The following is a 21,589-nucleotide window of genomic DNA, read 5'->3' as shown; positions in this document are numbered from 1 at the left end:
TCACCTCGACATTGACAATATTGACCGCGGTGAGGATATTACGCTCATCCCGTGGCAAGATTTGTCGTCCGATGCCCTAGCTGTGATGGAGAGCTGCGCGCGACGCGGCTCGGTTGCCAGAGCTGCGGAACGAACCTGGACGGTCAGTTCGAGATCCCTGCGCTGCTCCAGCTGTCGCCGGACGATCTCGCCTTCGTGACCGCGTTCGTGCGCTCGTCAGGCAGCCTGAAGGCGATGGCTCAGGTCCTTCAGATCAGCTATCCGACGGTGCGAAATCGCCTCGACGAGATCATCGGTCGGCTCGATGCGCTGGAGCAGGGCGTCGCGCGGCGCCGGCACGAGATCCTGGATGCGCTCGAGAAGGGGAGGCTCTCCGCAAAGGAGGCCGAGGAGGCTCTGCGCAAGGTGGGATTATGATGATGACCAGGCCTGACGAGAGAGTGCGCGCGCTCGTGCGCGACAACGTCATCAACCCCGCGGAAGGCGAGCGGCTGCTCGCCACGATGTCGCCGCAGCCTCCGCGGCGCGGATGGCAGCTCGCGCTGAATCCATTCGAGCGCTTCGGCGGGGGGACCGCCGCCGCGGCGGGGCTCACCGTCGCCGCGCTGAGCGTCGCCGTCACGAGGCTTGGCGTCCGCTTTGACGGCTTCCTCGACCTGCACGCGGCGCCTGCCGTCATCTCGTACCGGACGGCGCTCCTCGAGCAGGTCGTCGCGTGGCCGTTGCCCGCCCTGCTCTTCTGGACGTATGCGCGGCTCCTTCGGCGCCGCGTGCGGCTCATCGATTTTCTCGGCGTGCTCGGCCTGTCGCGCGCGCCGCTCGCGCTCGCCGCCGTCGCGCTCGGCCTGCTCGCCCCGCGGCTGCCGGCGGGCGCGCCCGCGTTCACGCCCGAGCTGGCCGTCATCGCCGTCCTCGGAACGGTGTGTCTCGTGTGGTCCTTGACGCTCCTCGTTCGGGGCTTCAGGAACGCCTCCGGCCTGCGCGGCGCGCCTCTGATCGCAGGGCTCATCGGCCTCGTGCTCCTCTCGGAGATCCTCTCGAAGGTCGCGCTCGCGCGCCTCGGCTGAATCATCGATCTCCCCCGGCGCGCTGCCCGGCTCGCGCGGCGCGCTCTGCGGTGCTCGCGCGACCGCGAGGGCGCATTGGTGCGCCCCGGGCGGCGCTGCACCTCTCTCTCATCCTCGGAGGGCTCGTCATGTCATTGCGATCGGTTCTCGTGGTCCCGGCGCGCCGCGCCGCGCTCGCCGTCTCGTGTGCCGCCGCGCTCGCGTCGTCGCCCCTCTGCGCGGGCTGCGGCGCCGGAGAGCGCGCGTCGTCCGCTGGCGGGAGCGACGCGCTCCCTGACGACGTGCCTGACACGGAAACGCCGACAACGCCGGACGCGCCGGGATGTCCGGCGGCGGTGAGCGCCAGGATCACGGTCGATAACGCGCGAGGCACGCTGGTTGGCACGCTCGTGGTGCCGGCCGGATGCGGGCCGTTCCCTGCGGTCGTGATCATCCCCGGATCGGGGCCGACCGACCGGGACGGCAATCAGGTCGCCGCGGGCGTCGAGCCGGACACGTACAGGCTCCTCGCGGAAGGGCTCCGTGACAGGGGTATCGCGTCGATTCGCTACGACAAGGCCGGCATCGGCGCGAGCGTCTCCGCGGCCCCCGAGACGGAGCAGGAGCTGCTCTTCGAGATGGGCGCCGACGACGCCGGCCTGTGGGTGAAGAAGCTCCGCGAGGACGGGCGCTTCGCGACGATCACGGTGGTGGGGCACAGCGAGGGCTCGCTGCTCGGTATGCTGGTCGCCCGGGAGACCGAGATCGACGGCTTTGTCTCGATCGCCGGCGCGGGCCGGCCCATCGGCGATGTCCTGCGCGAGCAGCTCGAAGGCCTCCCGGACCAGGATCGCGAGAGGGCAGACGCGATCCTCGGCCAGCTCGAGGCCGGGGAGCTCGTCGCGGACATCCCGCAAAACCAGCTGTTCATGAGCCTGTTTCGCCCGAGCGTGCAGCCATTCGTCATCTCCTGGATGAAGCACGATCCCGCGGTGGAGCTCGCGGCCGTGACGGCGCCGATCCTCCTCCTGCAAGGGACGACCGATCTCCAGACCAAGGTCGAGGACGCGGAGCGGCTCGCCGGCGCGCGGCCGGACGCGACGCTCGTCATCGTCGAGGGGATGAGCCACACGCTCAAGGAGGCGACGTTGTCGAATGCGTCGCAGGCCGAGGCGTACACCGATCCGACCCTGCCTGTCGTGCCGCGCGTCTTCGAGGCGATCGAGGCGCTGATCCGGGAGGAGTGACGCAGCCCCGGAGGCAGCGCTAGGGGACCGGCGTCGCTGCGGCGATGATCGCCTTGACCTCCCGCAGCATCTCGGCCGTCTCGGCGCGCTGCGCCCCCTCGGCGAAATACGCCGAAAGCTTCTCCGAGCCCGCCCGGATCGCGTCGCTCTCCTCGCGCACCACGACGCGGAAGATCGGCCGCTCGGCGGTGCCCGCGAGATCGACGCTCCCGTCGGTGGGCAGCGCGTCGCTCCGGTAGATCGCGAGCCGCTCGTCCCGGAACAGCTCTCGAAGACCCGAGATCTGCTCGGCGCTGAGCGTTCCGCGGATCGCCGTCTTCCCCTGGTGCCCCTCGAACGTGCCGCTCAGCTCGATCCAGACGACGGTCTCGTCGCCTGCGCCGCGGTTCACCTCGAGCTGCGCCCAGGGCGCCGGCGGGATGTCCGAGCCGGGGTGCCCGGCGCACCCCGCGAGGCACAGCGTGCCCCACAGGATGCCGCCGAGCGCCGCCCTCCTAACACGTGATGATCTTGCTGCCATTGCTCGTGATGTTGAAGCAGGGATTGACGTCGAACATCGTGTTCAGGATCCGGTTCGCCTCGTCCCTCGCGAAGGCCTTCATCGTCGACGAGCTGTGCTGCGCGTCGGCCTCGAAAGCGTACCACCACAGCCACAGGACCTGGTAGCCGTCCGCGCCACGCCCGCTGGGCGACCCGATCCCGGAGCACCCATCCAGGTACTTCTCGTCGCACGACTCGCTCTTCGCAGGGCACTTGTTGCTGCCGTCGTTGCCGCTGTGGCCGCACCAGTCGGAGTGCCGCGACTCGTGGATCAACGTCCCGGCCCGCTCCACGACGTTCTCGTTGTAGAAGAACGGGATGTAGAGCTCCGTGTAGTCGTCGAACCCGCCCCAGGTCGTGTACGCCCGCTTCGACCCATCCCCGCACCGCGCGTCCAGCTCGTCGAACTCACGAATCGTGTAGTTGCCGCCCCAGCGCAGGATGTTGCCGGCGAAGTCGTTCGTCTGGTGTGGCTCGTTCGGCGATGCATAGTTGAGGAGCTGGATCGCCTGGAACGTGCGCGCCAGCGGCCGCCTCCGGTCGCACGCGGCCTCCCAGCCGAAGCCGTCGTCCCAGTCCCCCTTGTCGAAGTCGTACGCATCCCAGAAGAAGTCGATCCACGGCTGCGTGCACCAGAAGCTCGTCATCACCCCGGGATCGGTCCCCCGCACGGTGTCGCAGGTGTCGGCGCGGGCCTCGGAGGCGACGCCGAGGAGCAAACAAGACGCAAGAATGGCGCTGATCGTGCTTTTCATGATCGATCCCTCAACGAGTGATAGCAGGCGTGTCGGTCCGAGGAGCCACCTTGAATACCCGTGATCCGGGCTTCTCCGGCTGCGCCGGCCGACCGTTGTTCGGGTTGTAATCCTTGGTGTCGGCGACGTCCTCCGCGAGCGCCTTGCGCGCGTCGATCAGCTGGATCCCGCCGACGTCGATCCCGAGGGCGTAGAGGCTCGCCGCCGCCGGGTTGCGCAGGAGGTCGCCGGCGGAGAAGATGGCCTTCAGCTCCTCCGCGGCGCCGAGCGCCTCGAGCCCGGCGATCGCGCGCAGGCGAACGCGGTATTCATCCGCGAAGAGCTGCTCGTCGGCCTCGGGGTCGGGGAGCTTCGTCGTGGCGATCTCGTTCAGCGGCTTGATGCCGTCGCGCGAGCCGAGCAGGCCGAGCAGGTGAGCCGCCCGCCAGCGCATCTCGCCAGGCCTCGCCGATTCGGCCTTGTCCGGCGGGACCGACACCGACCACGCCTTGTAGACCTCGGCGACCACGGGGACGACCGCCGGGCCGATGGCCACGAGCTCCCGGAGCGCCCCGACGAACTCGGCCTCGTTCCCGAACTCTCCCATCAACGAGAGCTGCCTGTTCACCATCGCCAGGATGCACTCCTTGCTGCACTCGACCGCCTGCGAGTCGACCGCCGTTTCCTCCGGCGCGTCCTTCTCGGCGGGCACGGCGCAGCCCGCGGCCGCGCCGATGAGAATGAGGATCATCGTTGTTTTGATGGAGACCGACGACATGGTTCACCTCGGGTTCGGTTCGTGTTGGGGCGCTCTCGCCCCCTCAACGGCGCGCGCGGTCGCAGCGCCCCGCGTCGGCAGGCCTGCGCGCTGATCTCACGCGAGCGCGATATGAATGCTGTGCAGGCGCTCTTCCCGCCCCTCGACGTCATGGTGGGAATCGCCTGACCGACCGTGCGACCGACGGTTCGAGGTAATTGCAATCGTCAGGCCATGCGCTGAAGGCAACGCTGGGCGACCCGGCGCGGCGCCACCGAAGGCCGCGCGCCGGGCGGCATACCCCCGAGTTCGCAGCGCTTGTGTGTGGAGCGAGCGCCGGGCTCGCGTGACGCCCATGCGCCTGTTGAAATGGTCCGGGCGCCGCTCGGGGGCCATGCCCTGGAGGTCGGGACCTCCATGTGTGGAGGCTGGACCCTCCAGCGCAACGCGCCAGGGCCCGCAATGGCTGGCCCTGGCGCGGCCCCGCCATTTCGGTCCTCCCGCCGCCGAGGCGTGCTAGAAGGCGACGATCATGAGCAGGCTCTCCGAACGCGCGTTTGCCGAGATGGTCGAGGCGGGGTGTCCCGCGTGCGGGGGACAGAAGCTCAACCTACGCTCGTATGTCGACGGGCTCGTGCCGCTCATGGAGGGCGAGCCCGTCGGGCCGGTCAAGTGGGTCTACAAGGGCGAGATGTTCGTCGACGGGCTGTACGAGATCACGTGCGGCGCGTGCCAGCACCTCGTGTTCACGGACGACCGCTGCCCGCGGTGCCACGCCGACGGCGGCCTCGCGCGCGGGCTCACGACGACCAACACGTACGCGGTGCCGGAGCGGTGCTCGCGGTGCGAGCACATCGAGGTGCGTTATATCGCGTTCGTGCCAATGCGCGTGAAGTACGAAGGAAAGCGCGCGGACAGGGCGCAGACGAGCGTCGAGCTGCACGACCCCGGCTTCCACGGCTATCGCGTCGACTGCAAGGACTGCGGCAAGATCGCCGAGCGCGCGGACGCGTGCCCGATCTGCGAGAGCCCGGCGCCGATCCGGGCGCGCTTCAGCTGATCGTCAGGCGTGGCTCGCGATGAAGCTGGCGGTCGCCTCGGGCGACGAGAGGATCGCCCACTGGCGCTCCGGGTACGAGAAGTTCGTGGCAAACGCGTCGGCCACCGGCTGGCTGCGCGCGGCCGCGGCGAGGAGCGCCAGCGCGTGGTCCGGCGGCGGCAGGAGGAAGGCGTTCGTCCACTCTGTGGCCGGCCGGAGCGCGTTCCAGAGGCGATCCTCCAGGTCCGCGCAGAACGCCTCGTCGAACGGGGCGCCGGCGGCCGCCTGCCCGGCGATCTGCTCTCCTGCGAGCGACGCCGCCAGCGTGGCCATGTTCGCGCCCTGGCCCGTGATCGGATCGTAGGTGATGTGGAGATCGCCCAGCGCGAGCGCGAACCTCTCGCCGCCGACGGGCACGTATGCGCGCCGCACCACCGGCGTCACGGCGCCCGTCAGGTAGTCGCGCGGGCCGGCCACGCCGAAGCTCGCCCGATCGATGCGCTCGGCCGTGAGCGGCGCGTGCGCGAGCACCGCGTCGAGCAGCGCCGCGTCGAACCGCGCCGGATCGTCCTCGTAGCGCATCCGCGTGATCGGCTCGAGCGCGCCGCCGGGGATCGCCTCGATGAGCAGCGAGGGCACGATCCCGCCGAGCGTGATGTACTGGTTCTCGAAGATCTCGCCGTGCCCCGGGGAGAGCTGGAACATGAACTCCATCGGCCCGGGCGGCATGCGGAGCCCGCGGACGATGCCCGCGAAGAGCCGCCGCATGGGCGCGGCGTGCGGGCTTCGCTCGGGGACCTTCGGGAAGAGGTCCGTGAGGCCCGCCCGGCCCGTGGCGACGACCACGAGGTCGTGCGCCGCGGCGAGGCCGCGGACGCCGGCCGCATCGAGCGAGGCCCTCACCACGCGGCCGCCCCGCGCGACGAAGTCCTCGAACAGCTGGGGCAGATAGACGCGCATGTCGATGAAGAGCGCTTGATCGGCGAGGCGGCCGACGAAGTCGAGCGGCGGCGCGGCCGCCACGCGGATCCGGATGGTCCTGGTGGCATGGTCGGGCCCCTCCCAGTGCGCGACGCCGAGCGCCCGCTGGCGGGCCCGGGTCGGCGGGGAGAGCCCGACGGTGCTGGGCAGGCGCCCCGTCCGGATCTCGTCCGGCGTGCGCTCCTCGTAGAGGCTCACGTCGAGGCCCTCCTTCTGGAGGTGCAGCGCGAGGTGCAGGCCGGCCACGCCGGCGCCGACGATTGCAATGGTGGGCATCCTTGTCCTCCTCGTTTCTTCTCAGCTGTGCGTGCGAGCTTCACGGCATGTGAGGTCCGCCGGGCTCTCGGCGCCCCCGACCACGGCGACGTCGCGGGAGCGGATCGCGGCCGCGGAGGCCCCTCGCGCAGCGGCTCCGTCCGGCAGATCCATGGTCGCCACCGTCACCCCTCCGTGGATCTGACCAGCGTAGTGGAAGTACGAGGACGCGTCGCGGCTTCGAACGCTGCGCCGTGACCGAGCTCAGCGCGACGTCGACCGGGTCATCCCAGGTCCCCCGCCGCCGGCAGGTGCGCAGCGCCGAGCGTCACGCCCTGCGCCGCGCGGATGGCGCGCACCACGGCCAGCGTGCACACCTCGGCCGCCATGACGCATAGAGTCATCATGCCGAGCGTCGAGCCGGACGCGCCCGTGCCCAGCGCGAAGAGGGCGTCGCCGTCGGAGAGCGTGTGCAGCGGGTTGATCGCGCGCGCCAGGCCGTCGTGCCCCACGGTGGCAAGGCGGCAAGCCTGGTTCTTGGTGAGCACGGCGTCCGTGGCGATCACGCCGATGGTGGTGTTGCTGCCCGCGAGCATGGGCCTGGGCGTGTCGCCTCGCAGCAGCGCGCGCCGCGTGTCCAGCAGGCGCGTGCCGCGCTCCGTGCGCGCGCCGGCGAGCACCTCGCCGGTCTCCGGGTCGACGACGTCGCCCAGCGCGTTGCAGGCGACGATGGCGCCCACCGTCACGCCGCCGACGGTGACGGAGGCGGTGCCGATGCCGCCCTTCATCGCGCGGTGGAAGCCGAAGATCTTGCCGACCACAGCGCCGGCCCCGGCCCCCACATTGCCTTCGGCGGGCGGCGTCCTCGACGCGGCCTCGCAGGCGGCGTAGCCAGCGTCGGCGTCGGGACGGATGCGCTGATCGCCCAGCGCCAGGTCGAACAGCACGGCGCCGGGCACGATGGGCACGCGGGCGGGGCCGACGGCCATTCCCACGCCGCGCTCGTCCAGCCAGCGCATCACGCCGCAGGCCGCGTCCAGGCCCCAGGCGCTGCCGCCGGCCAGCAGGACGCCGTGCACGCGCTCGACCACGTTGGATGGTGAGAGCACGTCGGTCTCGCGCGTGCCAGGCGCGGCGCCGCGCACGTCCGCGCCGGCGACGGCGCCCTCGCGCGCCAGCACCACGGTGCAGCCCGTGGGGCGGCGGCTGTCGGTGAAATGGCCGACCTCGATGCCGGCGACGTCGGTGATCGCGCCGGGGCGCGGGGAGGCGGACGCGGGAGCGCCGGGAGGCATGCGCTCATTGTCCATGGCCCCGAGGAGCCGCGCCATCCGGCCGCGGCCGTCGCGGGGCACACGGCCGCGCAGCGCTGGCGGGCTCCTGCGCCTGCTGGTGACGTATCGGATGGGTCGAGGCGCGGCGCCGTCCTCAGCAGCCGGACGGGTCCGCGAGCATCGCGGCGGCATAGGCGGAGAGCTCCACGCCGTCGAGGCCCCCGACAAACTCGCTCCACGCCGCGGCGTCGCCCTGCGTCAGCTCGTGGGCGACGCACACCGCAAAATCATCGAGCGGCGTCGTCGACGCCGTGCGCAGCTGCTGGAGCAGGGCGGCCAGGGCCTCCGCGTTCTCCGTCGCGGTGGGCGCCTTCGTGAGGCTCAGCCCGTCGAGCGCCTGGTAGAGGAGATCGAGCACCTCCGTGGACGCCACGATCTCGGCGAAGAAGGCGCGGAGGGCAGGGACGTTTTCCGGCCGATTTCGATCGATATCGTTACGGATCCTGGACATGGCGAGCGAGCGCGCGCGCAGCGAGCTGGACTGCCTGGCGACGTTCCCCCACGCCGATAGCACCGTTTCGCGCGGCAGCTCGAAGTTGTACAGGAACTGCAAGTGCGCGTCGGAGAGGTCGCCGGCCGGCGGCCCCGCCGCGAGCGCCGACCACTCGTCCGCGTAGAGCGCCAGCGCGTCGATGACCTCGCCGCACGCCCCGTACTCCAGCCACGGCGTGAACTCGGTCCAGCGCGCGAAGGGCGGCCCCGCGAGCAGCGGCGCGAGCGCGCTCGACCACGCCGCGCGCAGCGCTGGATCCAGCGCCGGATCCGCGGCCCTGACGCACGCTGCGGCGACCGCCATGCCCTTGGCGTCCTCGGCGTCGAGACCGTCGAGGAAGGCCGCGAACGCGCCCGGGGCCACGGGCTCCGGCAAGCCGACATTGAGGGCGGCCGTCTGGTGAACGCCGCCGGCCTCGAGGAGGTTCGCGACCTGCAAGGGGCTCGTGGGAAGGCGAAACGAGGAGAAGCGCGCCGCGGGGTCGTCCGGGTCCACGCTGGAGTCGACAAGGTAGAACCAGGGGATGTGGCGGTCGAGCGGATCGAAGATCAGCAGCTCGCCCTCCTGCTGCGGGGCGACGTCCGCGCTCTGATCGGGCTCGAGCACCTGCGAGCGCGTCGCGCCGTCGGCCCGGAGCGCCCGCCGGGCGCGGGCGGTCGCGTCGGGGCCGAGGTGCCGCGCGAAGGCGCCGAGGAACTCGTCCGTACCGATGGCGCCGAATCGGTGGTCGTTGAGGACGTCGCGCAGCGTGCCCCAGAAAGGCTCCTCCCCGATGAGGCTCCGGATCTGGGTGAGCAGCCACGCGGCGCGGTCGTAAGGTCCGCTCGTGTACTTCTCGTCGGGATCGCGGTCCGGATCCACGATGAGGGAGTCCACGACGGCCGCGAAGGAGTCGCCGTTCAGCGTTCCCTCGCCGCTCTCATCCAGGTAGAGGCGCGCGCCCTCCTCTGCGAGCAATGTCGCCATGCCCTCCTTGATCCACAGATCGTCCCAGGTCTTGACGGTCACTAGGTCTCCGAACCACTGGTGGCCGAGCTCGTGGATCGTGAGCCTCAGGTCCTCGGAGCTGGTCGGAGCGGTGCTCCGGGACTCCCCCTGGAAGGTGATGCCGAGGTTCTCGATGCCGCTGCCGAACTCCGGTACGAGCACCAACGCGTACTTCTCGAAGGGATAGGGCACGAGCAGCTCCTCGAAGAGGCCGATCGAGCGGACCACCTCGTCGAGCAGACGGTCGTAATCGCCCGGGACGCCGCGCCGGTGCCAGACAGAGACGGGGAGGCTCCCCTTCATCGTGCCCTCGACCTCGAAGTCGCCGATCGCGAAGGCCATGAGGTAGATGGGCACCGTGTAGTCCGTCGCGTACTTCATGCGGCGGCCGGACGCGCCCTGCTCGTCGGAGACGAGCGTGCCGTTCGCGATCATCGTCTCCTGTGCGCCCATCCCGAGGTCGATGGAGAAGAAAGCGCGGTCCTCGGGCGTGTTGTGGCACGGCATCCAGAGCGCGGCGTTGAGCGGCTCCGAGAGCGTGTAGACAGCGCGGGATCTGGCAAGGTCCATTCGAACACCTCGATGGAGCGAGGGACGCCGTGGACCTCCGTTGATTGGCTCCTCTTCCCGTCGGTTTTGTGCTCCTCGCACGGAGGGAGCGGATCGAGGATGCGGCGCACCCCGCGCTTGAAGTGAAGTCAGGGCTGTCGAGCCCCAGCTTCCGAGCGAGCATCCTGGCCAGGTTTCTGAGACACGAAACCAGGCTATACCCGCGCCGTCTCCTCGAGCTCCTTGCCGCGCGTCTCCGGGAGGAGCCACAGGATGAGCGCGAGCGCCACCAGCGGGAAGAGCGCCGTCGCCGACACCGCCGGTCCCCAGCCGATCTCCTCCGCGGCGAAGCCGACGGCGATCGGAGAGAGCATGTAGCCGATCCGGCCGAGCAGGTTGTTCGACCAGGCGATCGCGTCGCTCCGGAGGTGCGTGGGGAAGAGCTCGGTCATGTAGGCGTTCAGCACGGGGAGCACCCCGCTGGCGCCGAAGATGGCGAAGACCAGCGCGGCCGTGAGCCCGCCCCGCGAGCCCAGCGAGTAAGCGCCGAGCACGCCGGCCGCCGCCAGCACATAGATGATCACCGCGCCCTTGCGGCGGCCCACCACGTCGAGCAGCTTGCCCGAGACGAAGATGAGCGGCATCGAGACGAGCGCGGCGAACGTGATGCTGCCGCCCACCTCGCCGTCGCTGAGCCCGCGCTCCCGGAGCGCGAACGTCTTCCAGAACGTCACCGCGTTCTGGGTGCAAACGTACGTGAGCCCCCAGATCAAGGCGAGCTGCAGCATCCGCTTGCGGTACGGCGTGCGCAGGATGCGCGTGAACGGCGGCGTCCCCTCCCCCGCCCGCTCGGCCGCCATCTGCTCGAACCGCGCCGTCTCGCGCAAGCCGCGCCGCGCGACCGCGATGAGCAAGAGCGGGACGCCGCCGACGAGATACACGCTGCGCCACCCGTACGGCGTCGCGAGGAGCAACGGAACGACGCCCGCGCACACGATGGATCCCAGGCTCGAGAACGCCTGGATGACGCCGATCACCATCCCGCGCCGATCGCTCGGGTACTCCTCGGCCGCATACACCATGCTGACCGCCCACTCGCCGAGGAGGAAGATGCGCGCGAGGAGCTGCAAGACGGCAAAGACATAGACGTTCGGGGAGAACGCCGTCAGCACGGAGAAGATCGTATACCCCGCGATGGTGACCGATAGCACCCGCCGCCGTCCCCACTGGTCGGCCTTGCGCACGAGGAGATACGCGATCATCGTGCCCGAGTTGATGACCCCGACGAGGAGCCCCTCGTGGCGGGGCAAGAGGCCCATCTGCGCGCCGAAGTTGGGCAATATCTGCGTGAGCGCCAGGAAGTCGTAGCCCTCGAAGAACGAGGCCACGCTCAGGAACCAGAACAGCCGCCGCTGGTACGGCGTGAACGGCGTCTTCTGGTGCGGGGCAGCTGTCGTCATATCACCTGTTCCCTCCGAGCGGGCGCTCGTAGACGCGATAACGCCGGTAAGGCACGCACCCGGCCGACTCCACGATATGGCGCATCGCCGCGTTGTCCTCGTGGATGAGCGACGCCTCGAGCCGCTCGTACCCCGCCGCAAAGAGGCCTTCGACGACGTGCCGCACGAGGAGCGCGTGGAGGCCCGTCGACCGGAACGCCGGCACGACGCCGATCAGCTTGAAGCTCGCCGTCCGGACGCGGCGGAGCGCTCCGAGGACGCGCGCCCACCCGAGCGGCAGGAGCCGCCCGCGCGCCGCGGCGAACGCCTCGTTCAGCTCGGGGAAACACGCCGCGAACGCCGCGGGCTCGCCGCGCACCGTCGCGATCTGCAAGAGGCGCGGGCTCGCCAGGGCGACGAACGCGCGCCCCAGGTTCACGAACTCCGCGCGCGACATCGGGACGACCTCCGGCACGGCGCGGTACGCCTCGGTGAAGACGGCGTGGGCGATCTCCATGTCGCGCGAGATGCGGTGAACCGCGACGCGGCGCACCTCGAGGCCGGGGAGGCTCACCGCGTCGGCCTTCCGGCGCAGCGCCTCGGGGAGCTCGCGGCGGCGCCCCGCCGCGTCGACGAGCGGGGTGTCGTACGCGAGCATGTCGTAACGCTTCGAGAACCCCTCGGCCTCGACGAGCTCGCGGTAATACGGAGGGTGATGGCCCGCGAGCATCGGCGGCCGGGAGCCATAGCCCTCGACCAGGAGCCCGATGTCCTCCACCCGCGTCACGTTGCGCGGGCCCCGCAGCGACGTGGCGCCGAGCGCCCGCGCCCGCTCGCTCACCGCGCCGAAGAGCGCCCGCGCCGCCTCCGGATCGCGCTCGCACTCGAAGAAGCCGAAGAACGCCGCGCGCTCGCCGCTGTGGCGATCGTGGCGACCGTCGAGGAGGAGCGAGATCGTCCCGACCGTCTCGCGCCCGCGCCGCGCCCGGAACAGGCGCAGCTGCGCGTCGCGGAAGAAGGGGTTTCGCGGGTCGAGCCGCCGCAGCACGAGCGGGCGGAGGGGCGCCACATAGGCAGGGTCGGCCGCGTGGAGGCGCAGCGGCAGGTCGAGGATCTCGGTGAGATCCGCGCCGCGCTTCGCCTCCTCGATGGTGATCGACATCGAGGCGCTCAGTACCCTGCGAGCCGCTTCAGCCGGAAATAGAGGGGCGTGGGGCTGCCCTCGTGCTTCTCCTTGAGCGGCCCGCTCATGAGCGGCAGGTACATCACGCGCCGCTGGCTGGCGTCGCCCGTGGCCGTGGCCTGCGCGACGCGGTGCCAGATGCGGCCGTCGTGGATCGTGAGGTCCCCCGCCGCGGCCTCGAGCGCGTACTCGTCCGGGTCGGGCCGGTGGTCGAGGAAGTAGGCCTTGCGGGTCGTCATCTCGAAGAGGCCTTGTCGGTGGGACGACGGTATCAGCCGCACGCCGCCCTTCGAGAGGGGCGAGTCGTCGAGATAGAAGCCGACGTTCAGGTACCGGCGCGGCTTCTCGAGATAGAAGATGTCGCGCAGGCTGTCGGTGTGCCAGCCGAGGCGCTGGTACGTCGACCCCTCCTCGTGGCGGTAATGGTTGATCACGAGCCCGTCGCGCTCCCGATCGCCGATCCGATAACCCGGCCCGGCCACATCGAGGATGGCGCCGAATCGAGGGTCGCGCAGGAAGGCGCGGAGGCGCTCGCCGAAGAGCGACGCGAACACCATGCGCTGGATGTAACGGGAGCCGTCCTTCCGCGTGCCGAAGAGGAGCGGGACGCCGTTGATGTGCGCCCTGCCCTCCCCGACGAGCCGGAGGTCCACGGCCTCGACCTCCTCGACGAGCGAGCGCACGGCGCCGCGACCTTCGAACCCGCGGAAGCGGATGAACCCGTGCTCGTCCAGGAAGTCCCGCTGCTCGGCCGTGAGCTCGCTGCCGAGCTCGAAATCCGGCAGCCGGATACGGTGGTTCGCTGGAGGCAGGCCAGCGCTCGCGGGCGTGGCGGCGGCTGGCTGCGTGTCGCGCGGGGCGTTCACGTGACGTCTCCTGGCCAGATCCCTAGCTCAGTCGGGCCGCGGCGGGAACAGCGGCCGCAGGGAGCGCCCGCCAGCGCGGAATCTGCACCGCTGCGCACGCCTTGCAGCCGAGCGCGCCGGCCCGCCGCGGCGTCCCGCGGTCGCCCCTCGCGCCGAGTCGGCTCGTCCCCGCCGCCAGGCCGCCGATCGCCGCTCCGGCCGAGACGCGGCGGCACCTGCCTTGCAAAGCGGAGGATCGAGGATCGATGAACCGGTGAACCGGTGCGGCGACCGATGGCAGACGAGCAAGATCCGATGACGGAAGGGCAACGGCGAGATGAACCTGGGGAGCCGCCAGCGCGCGAGCGAGCGCGCGGCGGGCGCGGCTCCACAGGGGCCTTGCTCCTCGCGCTCTGCGTCGCGCTCGGCGTGGCCGCCGGGCTCGGCGGGTACACCTTCGTTTATGCGAAGGGCGCCTCGTACCTGGGGAGCGATCCGTCGGCGTGCGCCAACTGCCATATCATGAACGAGCAGTTCGCCGGGTGGCAGCGCTCCAGCCACCGGGCGGTGGCAGGGTGCAACGACTGTCACGCGCCGCACACGTTCCTGGGGAAATATGCCACGAAGGCGTCGAACGGGTTCTGGCACTCCTTCGCCTTCACCTCGGGCCGCTTCCCGGACCCGATCCGGATCAAGCCCAGCAATCTACGCATCACGGAGGAGGCCTGTCGCGGGTGTCACGGCGACGTCGTGGATGCGATCGACAGCGAGCACCACGGCGCCGCGAGGCTCTCGTGCGTGCGCTGCCATGAATCGGTGGGCCACCTGCACTGAGGGACGCCTGCTGCACGAGGGATGGAACCGATGACGGAGCCGAAGGACGAAGGATCCACGCAGAAGAGCGCGAGGCGGCCGGCGCGCTGGCGCTACCTGCCGCTCGCGGCGCTCGCCGCGGCGGCGGCGACCGCCGGGATCGCCGCGCTGCTGGTGAACATCTTCGAGCACAAGCAGGAGGCGAGGAACCCGTTCTATCGCGTCGTCGAGCTTGACGACACGATAGACGACCCGGCCGTCTGGGGGAAGAACTTCCCCCTCCAGTACGACGGCTACCGGCGCACGGTCGACCAGAAGCGCACGCGCTTCGGCGGGAGCGAGGCGGTGCCGCGCACGCCGACGGAGGCCGATCCGCGCAGCGTGGTCGCGCAATCGAAGCTCGAGGAGGACGGGCGGCTGAAGACGCTGTGGGCCGGCTACGCCTTCGCGCGCGACTTCCGGGAGGAGCGCGGGCACGCCCACATGCTCGAGGATCAGGTGTACACCGAGCGGCAGATCGCGACGAAACAGCCGGGCACTTGCCTTCACTGCCATGCGTCCGTGTACGTGCCGTACAAGAAGCTCGGCGGCGGTGACCTGATGCGCGGGTGGGAGGCGATGAACCAGATGCCCTTCTCCGAGGCGCGCAAGCTGGTGACGCACCCGGTCTCGTGCATCGATTGCCACGACCCGGAGTCGATGCAGCTCCGCGTGACGCGGCCCGGGTTCATCGAGGGGATCCGCGCGCTCAAGGCGTCGATGGGCGAGGCCAATTACGACGTCAACACGATGGCCACGCGCCAGGAGATGCGCTCGTACGTCTGCGGCCAGTGCCACGTGGAGTATTACTTCAAGGGCCCGGAGAAGCGCCTCGTGTACCCGTGGGCGAAGGGCCTCAAGGTCGACGAGATCTACGCCTATTACGAGGAGAACGGCCACTCGGACTGGACGCACGCGGAGTCGGGCGCGAAGGTGCTGAAGGCGCAGCACCCGGAGTTCGAGATGTGGAATCAGGGCATCCACGCCCGCTCTGGCGTGGCCTGCGCCGACTGCCACATGCCGTACCAGCGGGTCGGCGCGACGAAGATCAGCGATCACCACGTGCAGAGCCCGCTCCTCAACGTGAACCGCGCGTGCCAGACGTGCCACAGGTGGCCCGAGGACGAGCTCCGGCAGCGCGTGGAGACGATCCAGTCGCGCCATTTCGAGGCGCGGAACCGGGCGATGGACGCCGTGACCGCGCTCATCGGCGATATCCGCCGGGCGAAGGAGGCCGGGATGGCCGACGAGGCGCTCGCGGGTCCGCGCGCGGCGCAGCGGAAATGCCAGTTCTTCGTCGACTTCGCCGAGGCCGAGAACTCGTCCGGCTTCCATGCGCCTCAGGAGGCGATGCGTATCCTCGCGTCGGCCATCGACATCTGCCGCCGAGGTCAGCTCTCTCTGCGCGACGGCACTCCCCCCGAGGAGTGACCCGAACCAGCGTAAACGTAAACGTGGACGTGGACGTGGACGTGGACGTGGACGTGGACGTTTACGTGGTCGTGGTCGTGGTCGTGGTCGTTCACGGCTTATCGTTGACGACCACGACCACGACCACGTAAACGTCCACGACCACGTAAACGTTCGGATGTGGGAGAACGCGGCGCGAAGCTTGGTTAATGCCTACCTCTCCTCCACTCCCGCTCTCCTGCTCCAGTCCACCCGGAGCGCTCGCCAGCGGACCGCGCGTCTGCGCGAACAGGCCGAGCGGCCTCGTCATCGTTGCTCACGGCCTGACGAGCTGGACCATGACTCGAGAGCTCCGGCGAAGCGCTCATGTGTCCCTCATTGCATTTAGCGCGATTCGATCCAAAGCTCGACTCCTCGCGAGATAGTGCTTGGATAATTCGTTTGAGATCCGTACGGTGTCGCCGAAAGGGGAAGACGCCATGACAACCTGCCGCAATCGTTCAAGCGCCGTCGCCGCGCTGGGTGCCGCCTTTGCGCTCGTCTCGACGTCGTGCGCGTCCGGAGATCCGGGCGCGCCGGCGGCCGGAGAGTTCCACGTTTCGCACGTGGGCAAGGATACGGTCAGCACGTTCCTGAACCGGCTCGCGACGGAGACTGGCCAGGTCGTCGTGACCCGCGCCAGCGTCGATGACGCCTGGCAGAGCGTCACTCTGAAAGAAGAGCGCGGGGCCTCGCTCTACCTCGTGGAGGGGCCGCTGCCCAGCGCGGCGCTCCCTGGCGAACGCGCGCGCGTCGGTGGGATCGCCGCCGTCGCCGTCCCGACGGGCCGCGACCCCCATGACTGGCTCGGCTCGCACCGCCTTCACGCGGAGCCGATCGGGGAGCACGATGTGGTCCTGTCGCGCGCTCCGGGGCGACAGGGGACCCGCGCTCCGGCCGGGACGCGCGCGCCGCTCGACGGCGACGCCGCCGAGCTCCCCGAGCTCCACATCGACGCCGCGTTCCTCGAGGCGCGGCTCAAGGAGCTCTCCGGCGCCGCGCCCGTGACCGTCAACGGCCGCTCGGCGGTCATCCGCGAGCGCGGCTCCGAGGACGGGCGCGCGCTGGCCCGCGCCTGGATGCGCCAGCAATACGAGGCGATCGGGTTCACCGTGGCGGAGCATGCCTATCGAAGCGGCTGGAGCCGGGGCGTCAACCTGACGGCGGACAGGCCCGGCGCCGATCCGTCGCGCGTCCTCATCCTCTCGGCGCACTACGACTCCATGAGCAACGCCGGCGCCGACGACGACGGCTCAGGCATCGTGTCGTCGCTCGCCATCGCCCACGCGCTGAAGGACGCGAAGCTGAGCATCGGGCTCCGCGTCGTGGCCTTCGATCAAGAGGAGGACGGCCTCCTCGGCTCACGGGCCTACGCGAGCAAGCTCTACCAGAACGGGCAGATGGATCAGGTGGTCGGCGTCCTGGATCTGGAGATGATGGGCTACGACTCCAACGATGACGGGGCTTATCACGTCATCCACTGCAACGAGAACACGTCGTCCGATCTGGCCGCGCTGGTCGAGGAGGCCGCGTCGCACGGCGAGCTCGGCCTGACCCGGGTGGACGCCTGCACGAACCGCAGCGATCACTCGGCGTTCTGGCGCTACGATACGCCGGCGGTGGCCATATCGCAGAACTTCTTCGGCGATGATGGCAACCCCTGTTATCACCAGCGCTGCGACCGGGTCGATCAGCTCAACTGGGACTACATGCGGCGGCTGACCGAGGCCGCGGGGCGCGCGGCGGCCAAGCTCGTGTTGAAGTAATTCGAGCGATCTCGGCGCGCCCTGCCGCGCTACTCCGCCCGCCTCGCCTTCGTCTTCGTCTTCTTTTCTGGCCTGGTCAGCTCGCTGATGGCGGCGGCCAGCGACTGGAAGATGGATATGTCGTGCAGCTCGATCCCGAGGCCGACCATGCCCTGCGCCATCCTGGGCCCGACGCCGACGAGGCTCACGCGCGCGCCGAGCAGCCGCGTCGCCTGCGCCGTCTGCACCAGCGCCCCCGCGATCGCCTCGTCGACGTACGGCACGCCGGTGACGTCGAGCAGCACCCACCGGGCCCCCTCTCGCGCGACGCCAGAGAGCGCGGCCTCCATGATCTGCTGCGCCCTCGCGGTATCGATCGCGCCTATCAGCGAGATGAGCAGCACCCCGGGCAGCAGCGGGATGACGGGACAGCCGAGCTCCCGCACCGTGCTCGCCAGCGCGCGCTCGCGCTCGTAGGCGGCGGCCAGCATGTCGCGCTCCGCCTGCAGCGTGGCCTCCATGTCGTGGTGCTCGAACGCGGCGATCAGGAGCGACACCCACATGGCCAGCGGATGGAGGTTGTCCACGAAGCTCTCCAGGTGCAGCCCTCCCAGCACCAGAGTCCCCCAGTCGCGCCTCGCGCTCACGAGCGGGATCAGCAGGAGATAGCCGCTCGGCTCGTCCGGCAAGGCAGCCGCGCGCAGGGCGGGCGGCGGAAAGTCGCCGGCCGGATATCGGTGCCCCACGAGCGCGGTCAAGTCGATATCGTACGGGTACACGGAGTGGACGAGGAGCGCCGGCTCGGCCGAGCCCGCCGCATCCGCCCAGAGCGCGATGCACCCGATGCCAATGGAGGTCTGCGCCAGCCACTCCAGGCGCTCCTGGGTCCATGCGTGCTTCGAGGCGAGGAGCCTGCTCATGTGCACCTTGGCGCGGACCAGCCGCTCGAGGCTCTTCACGTTCCGCCGCTCCCACGCGGCGAGGGCCCGCTGCTGCGAGAGGCGCACGCGGTCGAGGAACGTCTCCACCCGGCGCGCGGCCTCCGGCTCCGGCGCGCCGGCGAGCCGCCGCGCGGCGGTCTGCTCGACGAGCTTCACCACCGCGAGGAGGACCTCGATCTTGTCGTTTTGCGCGACCCCGGCGGCGAAAGCGCTCTGGAGCGTCCCCACGTCCAGCGGCTCCTCCCCGGCGAGCGCTGCGCCGAGGCCCTGCGCGATCACCTCCGCCTCGGGCCAGCCGAGGGACGCGTCGTCGAGCAGCGGGCGCCCCCACCCATCCATGAGGAGGCTCATCTGCCGGGACAGCGCGCGCGGCCAGTCGCCCTCCGGCGACTCGACCGCTGGCCCGACCGGCGCGGCGTTCCACGCGGCGCGGCCGCTTCCGCACGAGCGACGCACCACCAGCTCGGCCGGGGCGCGGGTCACGAGCTCACGAAAGGGGAGGCCGTCGAGCAAATCGATGAGCCGCTCGACGGCCATGCTCCCGAGGAGCGCCGGGTCCTGCCGTACCGTGGTGAGCGGCGGATCGCAGTGCTGGGCAGCGTTGATGTCGTCAAACCCCACCACGGCGATGTCCTCGGGAACGCGGTAGCCGTGCGCCCGGATCGCGTTGATGGCGCCAATCGCCATCTCGTCGTTGCCCGCCACGAGCGCGGTGCAGAACTTGCCATTGCGCTCGAGCAGCTCGTGGAAGCGCTGCTCTGTATACAAGATCGTGCACTCGTGAAACTCGGAGAGCAGGTTGAGATCGGCCTCGATCCCGCGCGCGCGCAGCGCCTCATCGAATGCCTTGCTCCGCTCGTGGAAATCGTCCGACCCCGTCATGCCGATGTACGCGATCCGGCGATGTCCAAGCCGGATGAGGTGATCGACGAGCAGGTGAATCGAATCGTGGTTCTCCGCGCGGACGACCGGGCAGCGCGTCCCGAGCGGGGGCGCGCAGAAGATGACGCCAGGCTGCCCGTCAGAGAGCAGCTCCTCCAGGCCGTCGATGTTGTACATCGCGATCCAGCCGTCCACATGGCGAAGCGCCACGCCGCGCTCGAAGACGCGCCGAGGCGTCGCATAGATGAGCAGGAGCTCGTAGCCCCGCGCTCGCGCGGCGCGGTGCATGCCGCGAAAGGCCGTGGCGTTGAAGGAATTGTCGAGGAAGACCGACGCGACGCCGATCACCTTTGATGTGCGCTGATCGACAGGCCCAGTCTTCATCCCGGTCGCGTTCGCCCCCTCATCCCCGGGCGAGCCTATCACCGTCCTCGATGAAACAACTCAGGAAGTTCCGCGCGTCGACGGACCGCCGCGCGATCCCGCGCGCCGCGACAGGTGCGCGCATGTAAACAATCCGGAGCGGCCGCTTCCGCCGACGTTCACGCGCGGCGCCGGCTGCGCAGCACGGCCGTGCATCGATGGTCGCGGGGAGCCCACGCAGGAGGGCGAGGTCGATGATGGGAGCGCTTCAGGGCGCGGCGGGCTCTCCCCGCGGAGCGCGCAGGGCGGCCGCGCGAGCCCCCTTCTCAGGGCGGCAGGCCGCGGGCGCGGTCACTTGCCTTGACCAGCGCGCCCGACGGGGAGGTCCGAGCCGACGCAGCCGCAGCCGCACTCGTCCGAGAAGAGCGCCTCTCCCGGCGCGCAGATGAAGTCGACGAGGTGGCAGTACTCCGGATCGTGAGAGACGTAGCGGACGTCCGGATCCGCGGCGTCAGGGCAGGTCTCCGGCGCGGGCCCGACGCAGCCACAGCCGCACTCGCCGCCGAAGAGCTTCTCGGGCGGTGAGCAATCGAAGTCGATGAGCGCGCACTCATTCGGATCGTGGGAGACGTAACGGACGCCCGGATCGCTCGGATCCGGGCACGCAGGGGGCGGCTCCTCGTCGATGCAGCCGCAGCCGCACCCTGGTTGGGTCATCAGCCGCTGTCCCTCCGCGCAGACGAAGTCGATGAGCGCGCACTCGTCCGGATCTTGAGAGACGTAGTGGACGCCCGGATCGCTCGGATCCGGGCACGCAGGGGGCGGCTCCTCGTCGATGCAGCCGCAGCCGCACCCGGGCTCGGTCATCAGCCGCTGTCCCTCCGCGCAGACGAAGTCGATGAGCGCGCACTCGTCCGGATCCTGAGAGACGTAGTGGACGCCCGGATCGCTCGGATCCGGGCACGCCCCGCCGCCGCCGCCCGTGGGAGGGTCACAGCCGAACACTCCGACGATCGAAGAGGCCGCAAGAAGCAACAAGGCACAGGCTCGCATGTTGGTCTCCGTATCTTTCTCGTGTGGGTTGGGAGATGCACCTCCCCCTCGAGGCCCGTCTCGAGCCTCCCGGAGGAGCAGAGAGCTGGAATCGACTCAGGGAGCGCCGGGCACGAAGAGCGTCACCGCCCGCCGGAAGACCTCCGGTGAAGACACCTCGATCAGCGCCACTTCCTCGCGCGCGGCGGCCTCGGTCGGCCGGTACACCACGCGGAGCTCTTCGGCGCGCCCCGCCTCGAGGACCACGGGAGCGGCCGTTCCCTCGAGGCTGTACTCGGGCGCCGGGGCGCGCAGCGCGATCCTGTCGATCGCGAGCGGCTCGCCGCAGGCGTGCGCGAGCGCGATGGCGCGGCCGGACGTCGCGCCGATAGCCGTCTCGGGCAGGGCGAGCTCCCGCTCGACCTCGAAGCAGTCGGCGAGCGGGCGAGGCGACGGCTCGAGGGCGCCGGCCCCGGCGATGAGGTCCACCGGCTCGGAGCGCAGCGCGCCGCGCCGCGCCTGGATGCGCAGCTCGTTCCCCCGGAGGCCGTCGATGTCGAGCGTGAAGCTGCCGTCGCCCGCGACCGGCGCGACGACCGGGGGCGCGGTCCCGTCGAGGTTCACCGCCCAGACCACGTCGGCGTCGGTCACGCTCCCGGGCGCGCCGGTGAGCTCCAGCGGGGCACCGTCGCACTCGTCGCACACCGCGCCGACGACGTCGCCGGCGAGCGCCGGCGGCCGCTCGAAGGGCGGCTCCGGGATCGGGTTCACCCCGCACCCGGCGGCGCAAGCGACGAGAAGGACCGCAAGCCAGCGCATCACGCCGCCCCTCTGTTCAAGAGTCGCGCCAATGCGAGCCGCGGCGTTCCGCGGAAATCGTGGCCCCTTGTTGTACC

General features: G+C 70.4%; 19 protein-coding genes. 7 read left to right on the top strand and 12 right to left on the bottom strand.

The window, feature by feature from the left end; translation table 11 throughout:
- Positions 1–51: 51 nt before the first annotated feature.
- From WME79_RS08035 to WME79_RS08025, 3 genes are all read left to right on the top strand, one after another.
- Positions 52–417, top strand: a complete 366-nt coding sequence (locus WME79_RS08035) for a DUF2089 domain-containing protein (protein WP_272101125.1) — start codon at positions 52–54, stop codon at positions 415–417.
- Positions 414–1,067 (top strand): YIP1 family protein, encoded by a 654-nt coding sequence (locus WME79_RS08030; protein WP_437534023.1) that lies wholly within the window; start codon positions 414–416, stop codon positions 1,065–1,067. The genes WME79_RS08035 and WME79_RS08030 overlap by 4 nt, the downstream gene beginning before the upstream one ends.
- Positions 1,068–1,195: 128 nt before the next feature.
- Positions 1,196–2,293, top strand: coding sequence for an alpha/beta hydrolase (locus tag WME79_RS08025; protein ID WP_437534022.1), 1,098 nt, complete (start codon positions 1,196–1,198; stop codon positions 2,291–2,293).
- 19 nt (positions 2,294–2,312) lie between these two features.
- Here WME79_RS08025 and WME79_RS08020 read toward each other — a convergent pair whose 3' ends face one another.
- From WME79_RS08020 to WME79_RS08010, 3 genes are read right to left on the bottom strand one after another with little or no spacing between them, the layout of a single operon-like run.
- Entirely contained in the window at positions 2,313–2,813 is a 501-nt protein-coding gene (locus WME79_RS08020; protein ID WP_437534021.1) for a hypothetical protein, read from the bottom strand.
- Positions 2,788–3,588: a hypothetical protein gene (locus WME79_RS08015; RefSeq protein ID WP_437534020.1), complete on the bottom strand. Its 801-nt coding sequence runs from the start codon at positions 3,586–3,588 to the stop codon at positions 2,788–2,790. The genes WME79_RS08020 and WME79_RS08015 overlap by 26 nt, the downstream gene beginning before the upstream one ends.
- Positions 3,589–3,598: 10 nt before the next feature.
- Positions 3,599–4,318: a hypothetical protein gene (locus WME79_RS08010; RefSeq protein WP_437534019.1), complete on the bottom strand. Its 720-nt coding sequence runs from the start codon at positions 4,316–4,318 to the stop codon at positions 3,599–3,601.
- Between the two features lie 538 nt (positions 4,319–4,856).
- On the opposite strand from WME79_RS08010, the gene WME79_RS08005 reads away from it, so the two are divergent.
- The gene (locus tag WME79_RS08005; RefSeq protein WP_437534018.1) at positions 4,857–5,384 is read left to right on the top strand and encodes a hypothetical protein; all 528 of its coding nucleotides are present in this window, start codon (positions 4,857–4,859) and stop codon (positions 5,382–5,384) included.
- A gap of 3 nt (positions 5,385–5,387) precedes the next feature.
- On the opposite strand, the gene WME79_RS08000 is transcribed toward WME79_RS08005, so the two are convergent.
- From WME79_RS08000 to WME79_RS07975, 6 genes are all read right to left on the bottom strand, one after another.
- A complete protein-coding gene (locus WME79_RS08000) occupies positions 5,388–6,620 on the bottom strand; it encodes a styrene monooxygenase/indole monooxygenase family protein (protein ID WP_437534017.1) in 1,233 nt (410 codons plus the stop codon).
- Positions 6,621–6,883: 263 nt separating this feature from the next.
- Positions 6,884–7,894: a P1 family peptidase gene (locus WME79_RS07995; protein ID WP_437534016.1), complete on the bottom strand. Its 1,011-nt coding sequence runs from the start codon at positions 7,892–7,894 to the stop codon at positions 6,884–6,886.
- Positions 7,895–8,027: 133 nt separating this feature from the next.
- The gene (locus tag WME79_RS07990; protein WP_437534015.1) at positions 8,028–9,983 is read right to left on the bottom strand and encodes a M1 family metallopeptidase; all 1,956 of its coding nucleotides are present in this window, start codon (positions 9,981–9,983) and stop codon (positions 8,028–8,030) included.
- Between the two features lie 194 nt (positions 9,984–10,177).
- Positions 10,178–11,422: an MFS transporter gene (locus tag WME79_RS07985; RefSeq protein WP_437534014.1), complete on the bottom strand. Its 1,245-nt coding sequence runs from the start codon at positions 11,420–11,422 to the stop codon at positions 10,178–10,180.
- Between the two features lies 1 nt (position 11,423).
- Positions 11,424–12,563 (bottom strand): hypothetical protein, encoded by a 1,140-nt coding sequence (locus WME79_RS07980; RefSeq protein WP_437534013.1) that lies wholly within the window; start codon positions 12,561–12,563, stop codon positions 11,424–11,426.
- Between the two features lie 8 nt (positions 12,564–12,571).
- Positions 12,572–13,450, bottom strand: coding sequence for a phytanoyl-CoA dioxygenase family protein (locus WME79_RS07975; RefSeq protein ID WP_437534012.1), 879 nt, complete (start codon positions 13,448–13,450; stop codon positions 12,572–12,574).
- Between the two features lie 294 nt (positions 13,451–13,744).
- On the opposite strand from WME79_RS07975, the gene nrfH reads away from it, so the two are divergent.
- From nrfH to WME79_RS07960, 3 genes are all read left to right on the top strand, one after another.
- Complete coding sequence (nrfH, locus tag WME79_RS07970) at positions 13,745–14,263, top strand: cytochrome c nitrite reductase small subunit (protein ID WP_437534011.1); 519 nt, start codon at positions 13,745–13,747, stop codon at positions 14,261–14,263.
- 30 nt (positions 14,264–14,293) lie between these two features.
- Positions 14,294–15,712 (top strand): ammonia-forming cytochrome c nitrite reductase subunit c552, encoded by a 1,419-nt coding sequence (locus tag WME79_RS07965; RefSeq protein ID WP_437534010.1) that lies wholly within the window; start codon positions 14,294–14,296, stop codon positions 15,710–15,712.
- 458 nt (positions 15,713–16,170) lie between these two features.
- On the top strand, positions 16,171–17,496 hold the full coding sequence (locus WME79_RS07960; RefSeq protein ID WP_437534009.1) for a M28 family metallopeptidase: 1,326 nt from the start codon (positions 16,171–16,173) through the stop codon (positions 17,494–17,496).
- A 29-nt stretch (positions 17,497–17,525) separates the two neighbouring features.
- Here the strand turns inward: WME79_RS07960 and WME79_RS07955 are convergent, their stop codons facing one another.
- The 3 genes from WME79_RS07955 to WME79_RS07945 all read right to left on the bottom strand — a co-directional run bounded on the left by WME79_RS07955 (position 17,526) and on the right by WME79_RS07945 (position 21,512).
- Complete coding sequence (locus WME79_RS07955) at positions 17,526–19,682, bottom strand: substrate-binding domain-containing protein (RefSeq protein ID WP_437534008.1); 2,157 nt, start codon at positions 19,680–19,682, stop codon at positions 17,526–17,528.
- Positions 19,683–20,012: 330 nt separating this feature from the next.
- The gene (locus tag WME79_RS07950) at positions 20,013–20,666 is read right to left on the bottom strand and encodes a hypothetical protein (RefSeq protein WP_437534007.1); all 654 of its coding nucleotides are present in this window, start codon (positions 20,664–20,666) and stop codon (positions 20,013–20,015) included.
- Between the two features lie 144 nt (positions 20,667–20,810).
- Positions 20,811–21,512, bottom strand: a complete 702-nt coding sequence (locus WME79_RS07945) for a hypothetical protein (protein ID WP_437539798.1) — start codon at positions 21,510–21,512, stop codon at positions 20,811–20,813.
- Positions 21,513–21,589: the final 77 nt, after the last annotated feature.

This window comes from Sorangium sp. So ce726 (assembly GCF_051521405.1).
GTDB lineage: Bacteria > Myxococcota_A > Polyangia > Polyangiales > Polyangiaceae > Sorangium.
The sequence above is the reverse complement of the archived record's forward strand: the minus strand, read 5'-3'. Positions and strand labels throughout refer to the sequence as shown.

What these genes read in the sequence shown, in the direction of transcription:
- WME79_RS08030 (WP_437534023.1), top strand. Translation starts at nt 414, where the DNA reads ATGATGATGACCAGGCCTGACGAGAGAGTGCGCGCGCTCGTGCGCGAC.
- WME79_RS08025 (WP_437534022.1), top strand. Translation starts at nt 1,196, where the DNA reads ATGTCATTGCGATCGGTTCTCGTGGTCCCGGCGCGCCGCGCCGCGCTC.
- WME79_RS08020 (WP_437534021.1), bottom strand. Translation starts at nt 2,813, where the DNA reads ATGGCAGCAAGATCATCACGTGTTAGGAGGGCGGCGCTCGGCGGCATC.
- WME79_RS08015 (WP_437534020.1), bottom strand. Translation starts at nt 3,588, where the DNA reads ATGAAAAGCACGATCAGCGCCATTCTTGCGTCTTGTTTGCTCCTCGGC.
- WME79_RS08010 (WP_437534019.1), bottom strand. Translation starts at nt 4,318, where the DNA reads ATGATCCTCATTCTCATCGGCGCGGCCGCGGGCTGCGCCGTGCCCGCC.
- WME79_RS08005 (WP_437534018.1), top strand. Translation starts at nt 4,857, where the DNA reads ATGAGCAGGCTCTCCGAACGCGCGTTTGCCGAGATGGTCGAGGCGGGG.
- WME79_RS08000 (WP_437534017.1), bottom strand. Translation starts at nt 6,620, where the DNA reads ATGCCCACCATTGCAATCGTCGGCGCCGGCGTGGCCGGCCTGCACCTC.
- WME79_RS07995 (WP_437534016.1), bottom strand. Translation starts at nt 7,894, where the DNA reads ATGCCTCCCGGCGCTCCCGCGTCCGCCTCCCCGCGCCCCGGCGCGATC.
- WME79_RS07990 (WP_437534015.1), bottom strand. Translation starts at nt 9,983, where the DNA reads ATGGACCTTGCCAGATCCCGCGCTGTCTACACGCTCTCGGAGCCGCTC.
- WME79_RS07985 (WP_437534014.1), bottom strand. Translation starts at nt 11,422, where the DNA reads ATGACGACAGCTGCCCCGCACCAGAAGACGCCGTTCACGCCGTACCAG.
- WME79_RS07980 (WP_437534013.1), bottom strand. Translation starts at nt 12,563, where the DNA reads ATGTCGATCACCATCGAGGAGGCGAAGCGCGGCGCGGATCTCACCGAG.
- nrfH (WP_437534011.1), top strand. Translation starts at nt 13,745, where the DNA reads ATGACGGAAGGGCAACGGCGAGATGAACCTGGGGAGCCGCCAGCGCGC.
- WME79_RS07965 (WP_437534010.1), top strand. Translation starts at nt 14,294, where the DNA reads ATGACGGAGCCGAAGGACGAAGGATCCACGCAGAAGAGCGCGAGGCGG.
- WME79_RS07960 (WP_437534009.1), top strand. Translation starts at nt 16,171, where the DNA reads ATGACAACCTGCCGCAATCGTTCAAGCGCCGTCGCCGCGCTGGGTGCC.
- WME79_RS07955 (WP_437534008.1), bottom strand. Translation starts at nt 19,682, where the DNA reads ATGAAGACTGGGCCTGTCGATCAGCGCACATCAAAGGTGATCGGCGTC.
- WME79_RS07945 (WP_437539798.1), bottom strand. Translation starts at nt 21,512, where the DNA reads ATGCGCTGGCTTGCGGTCCTTCTCGTCGCTTGCGCCGCCGGGTGCGGG.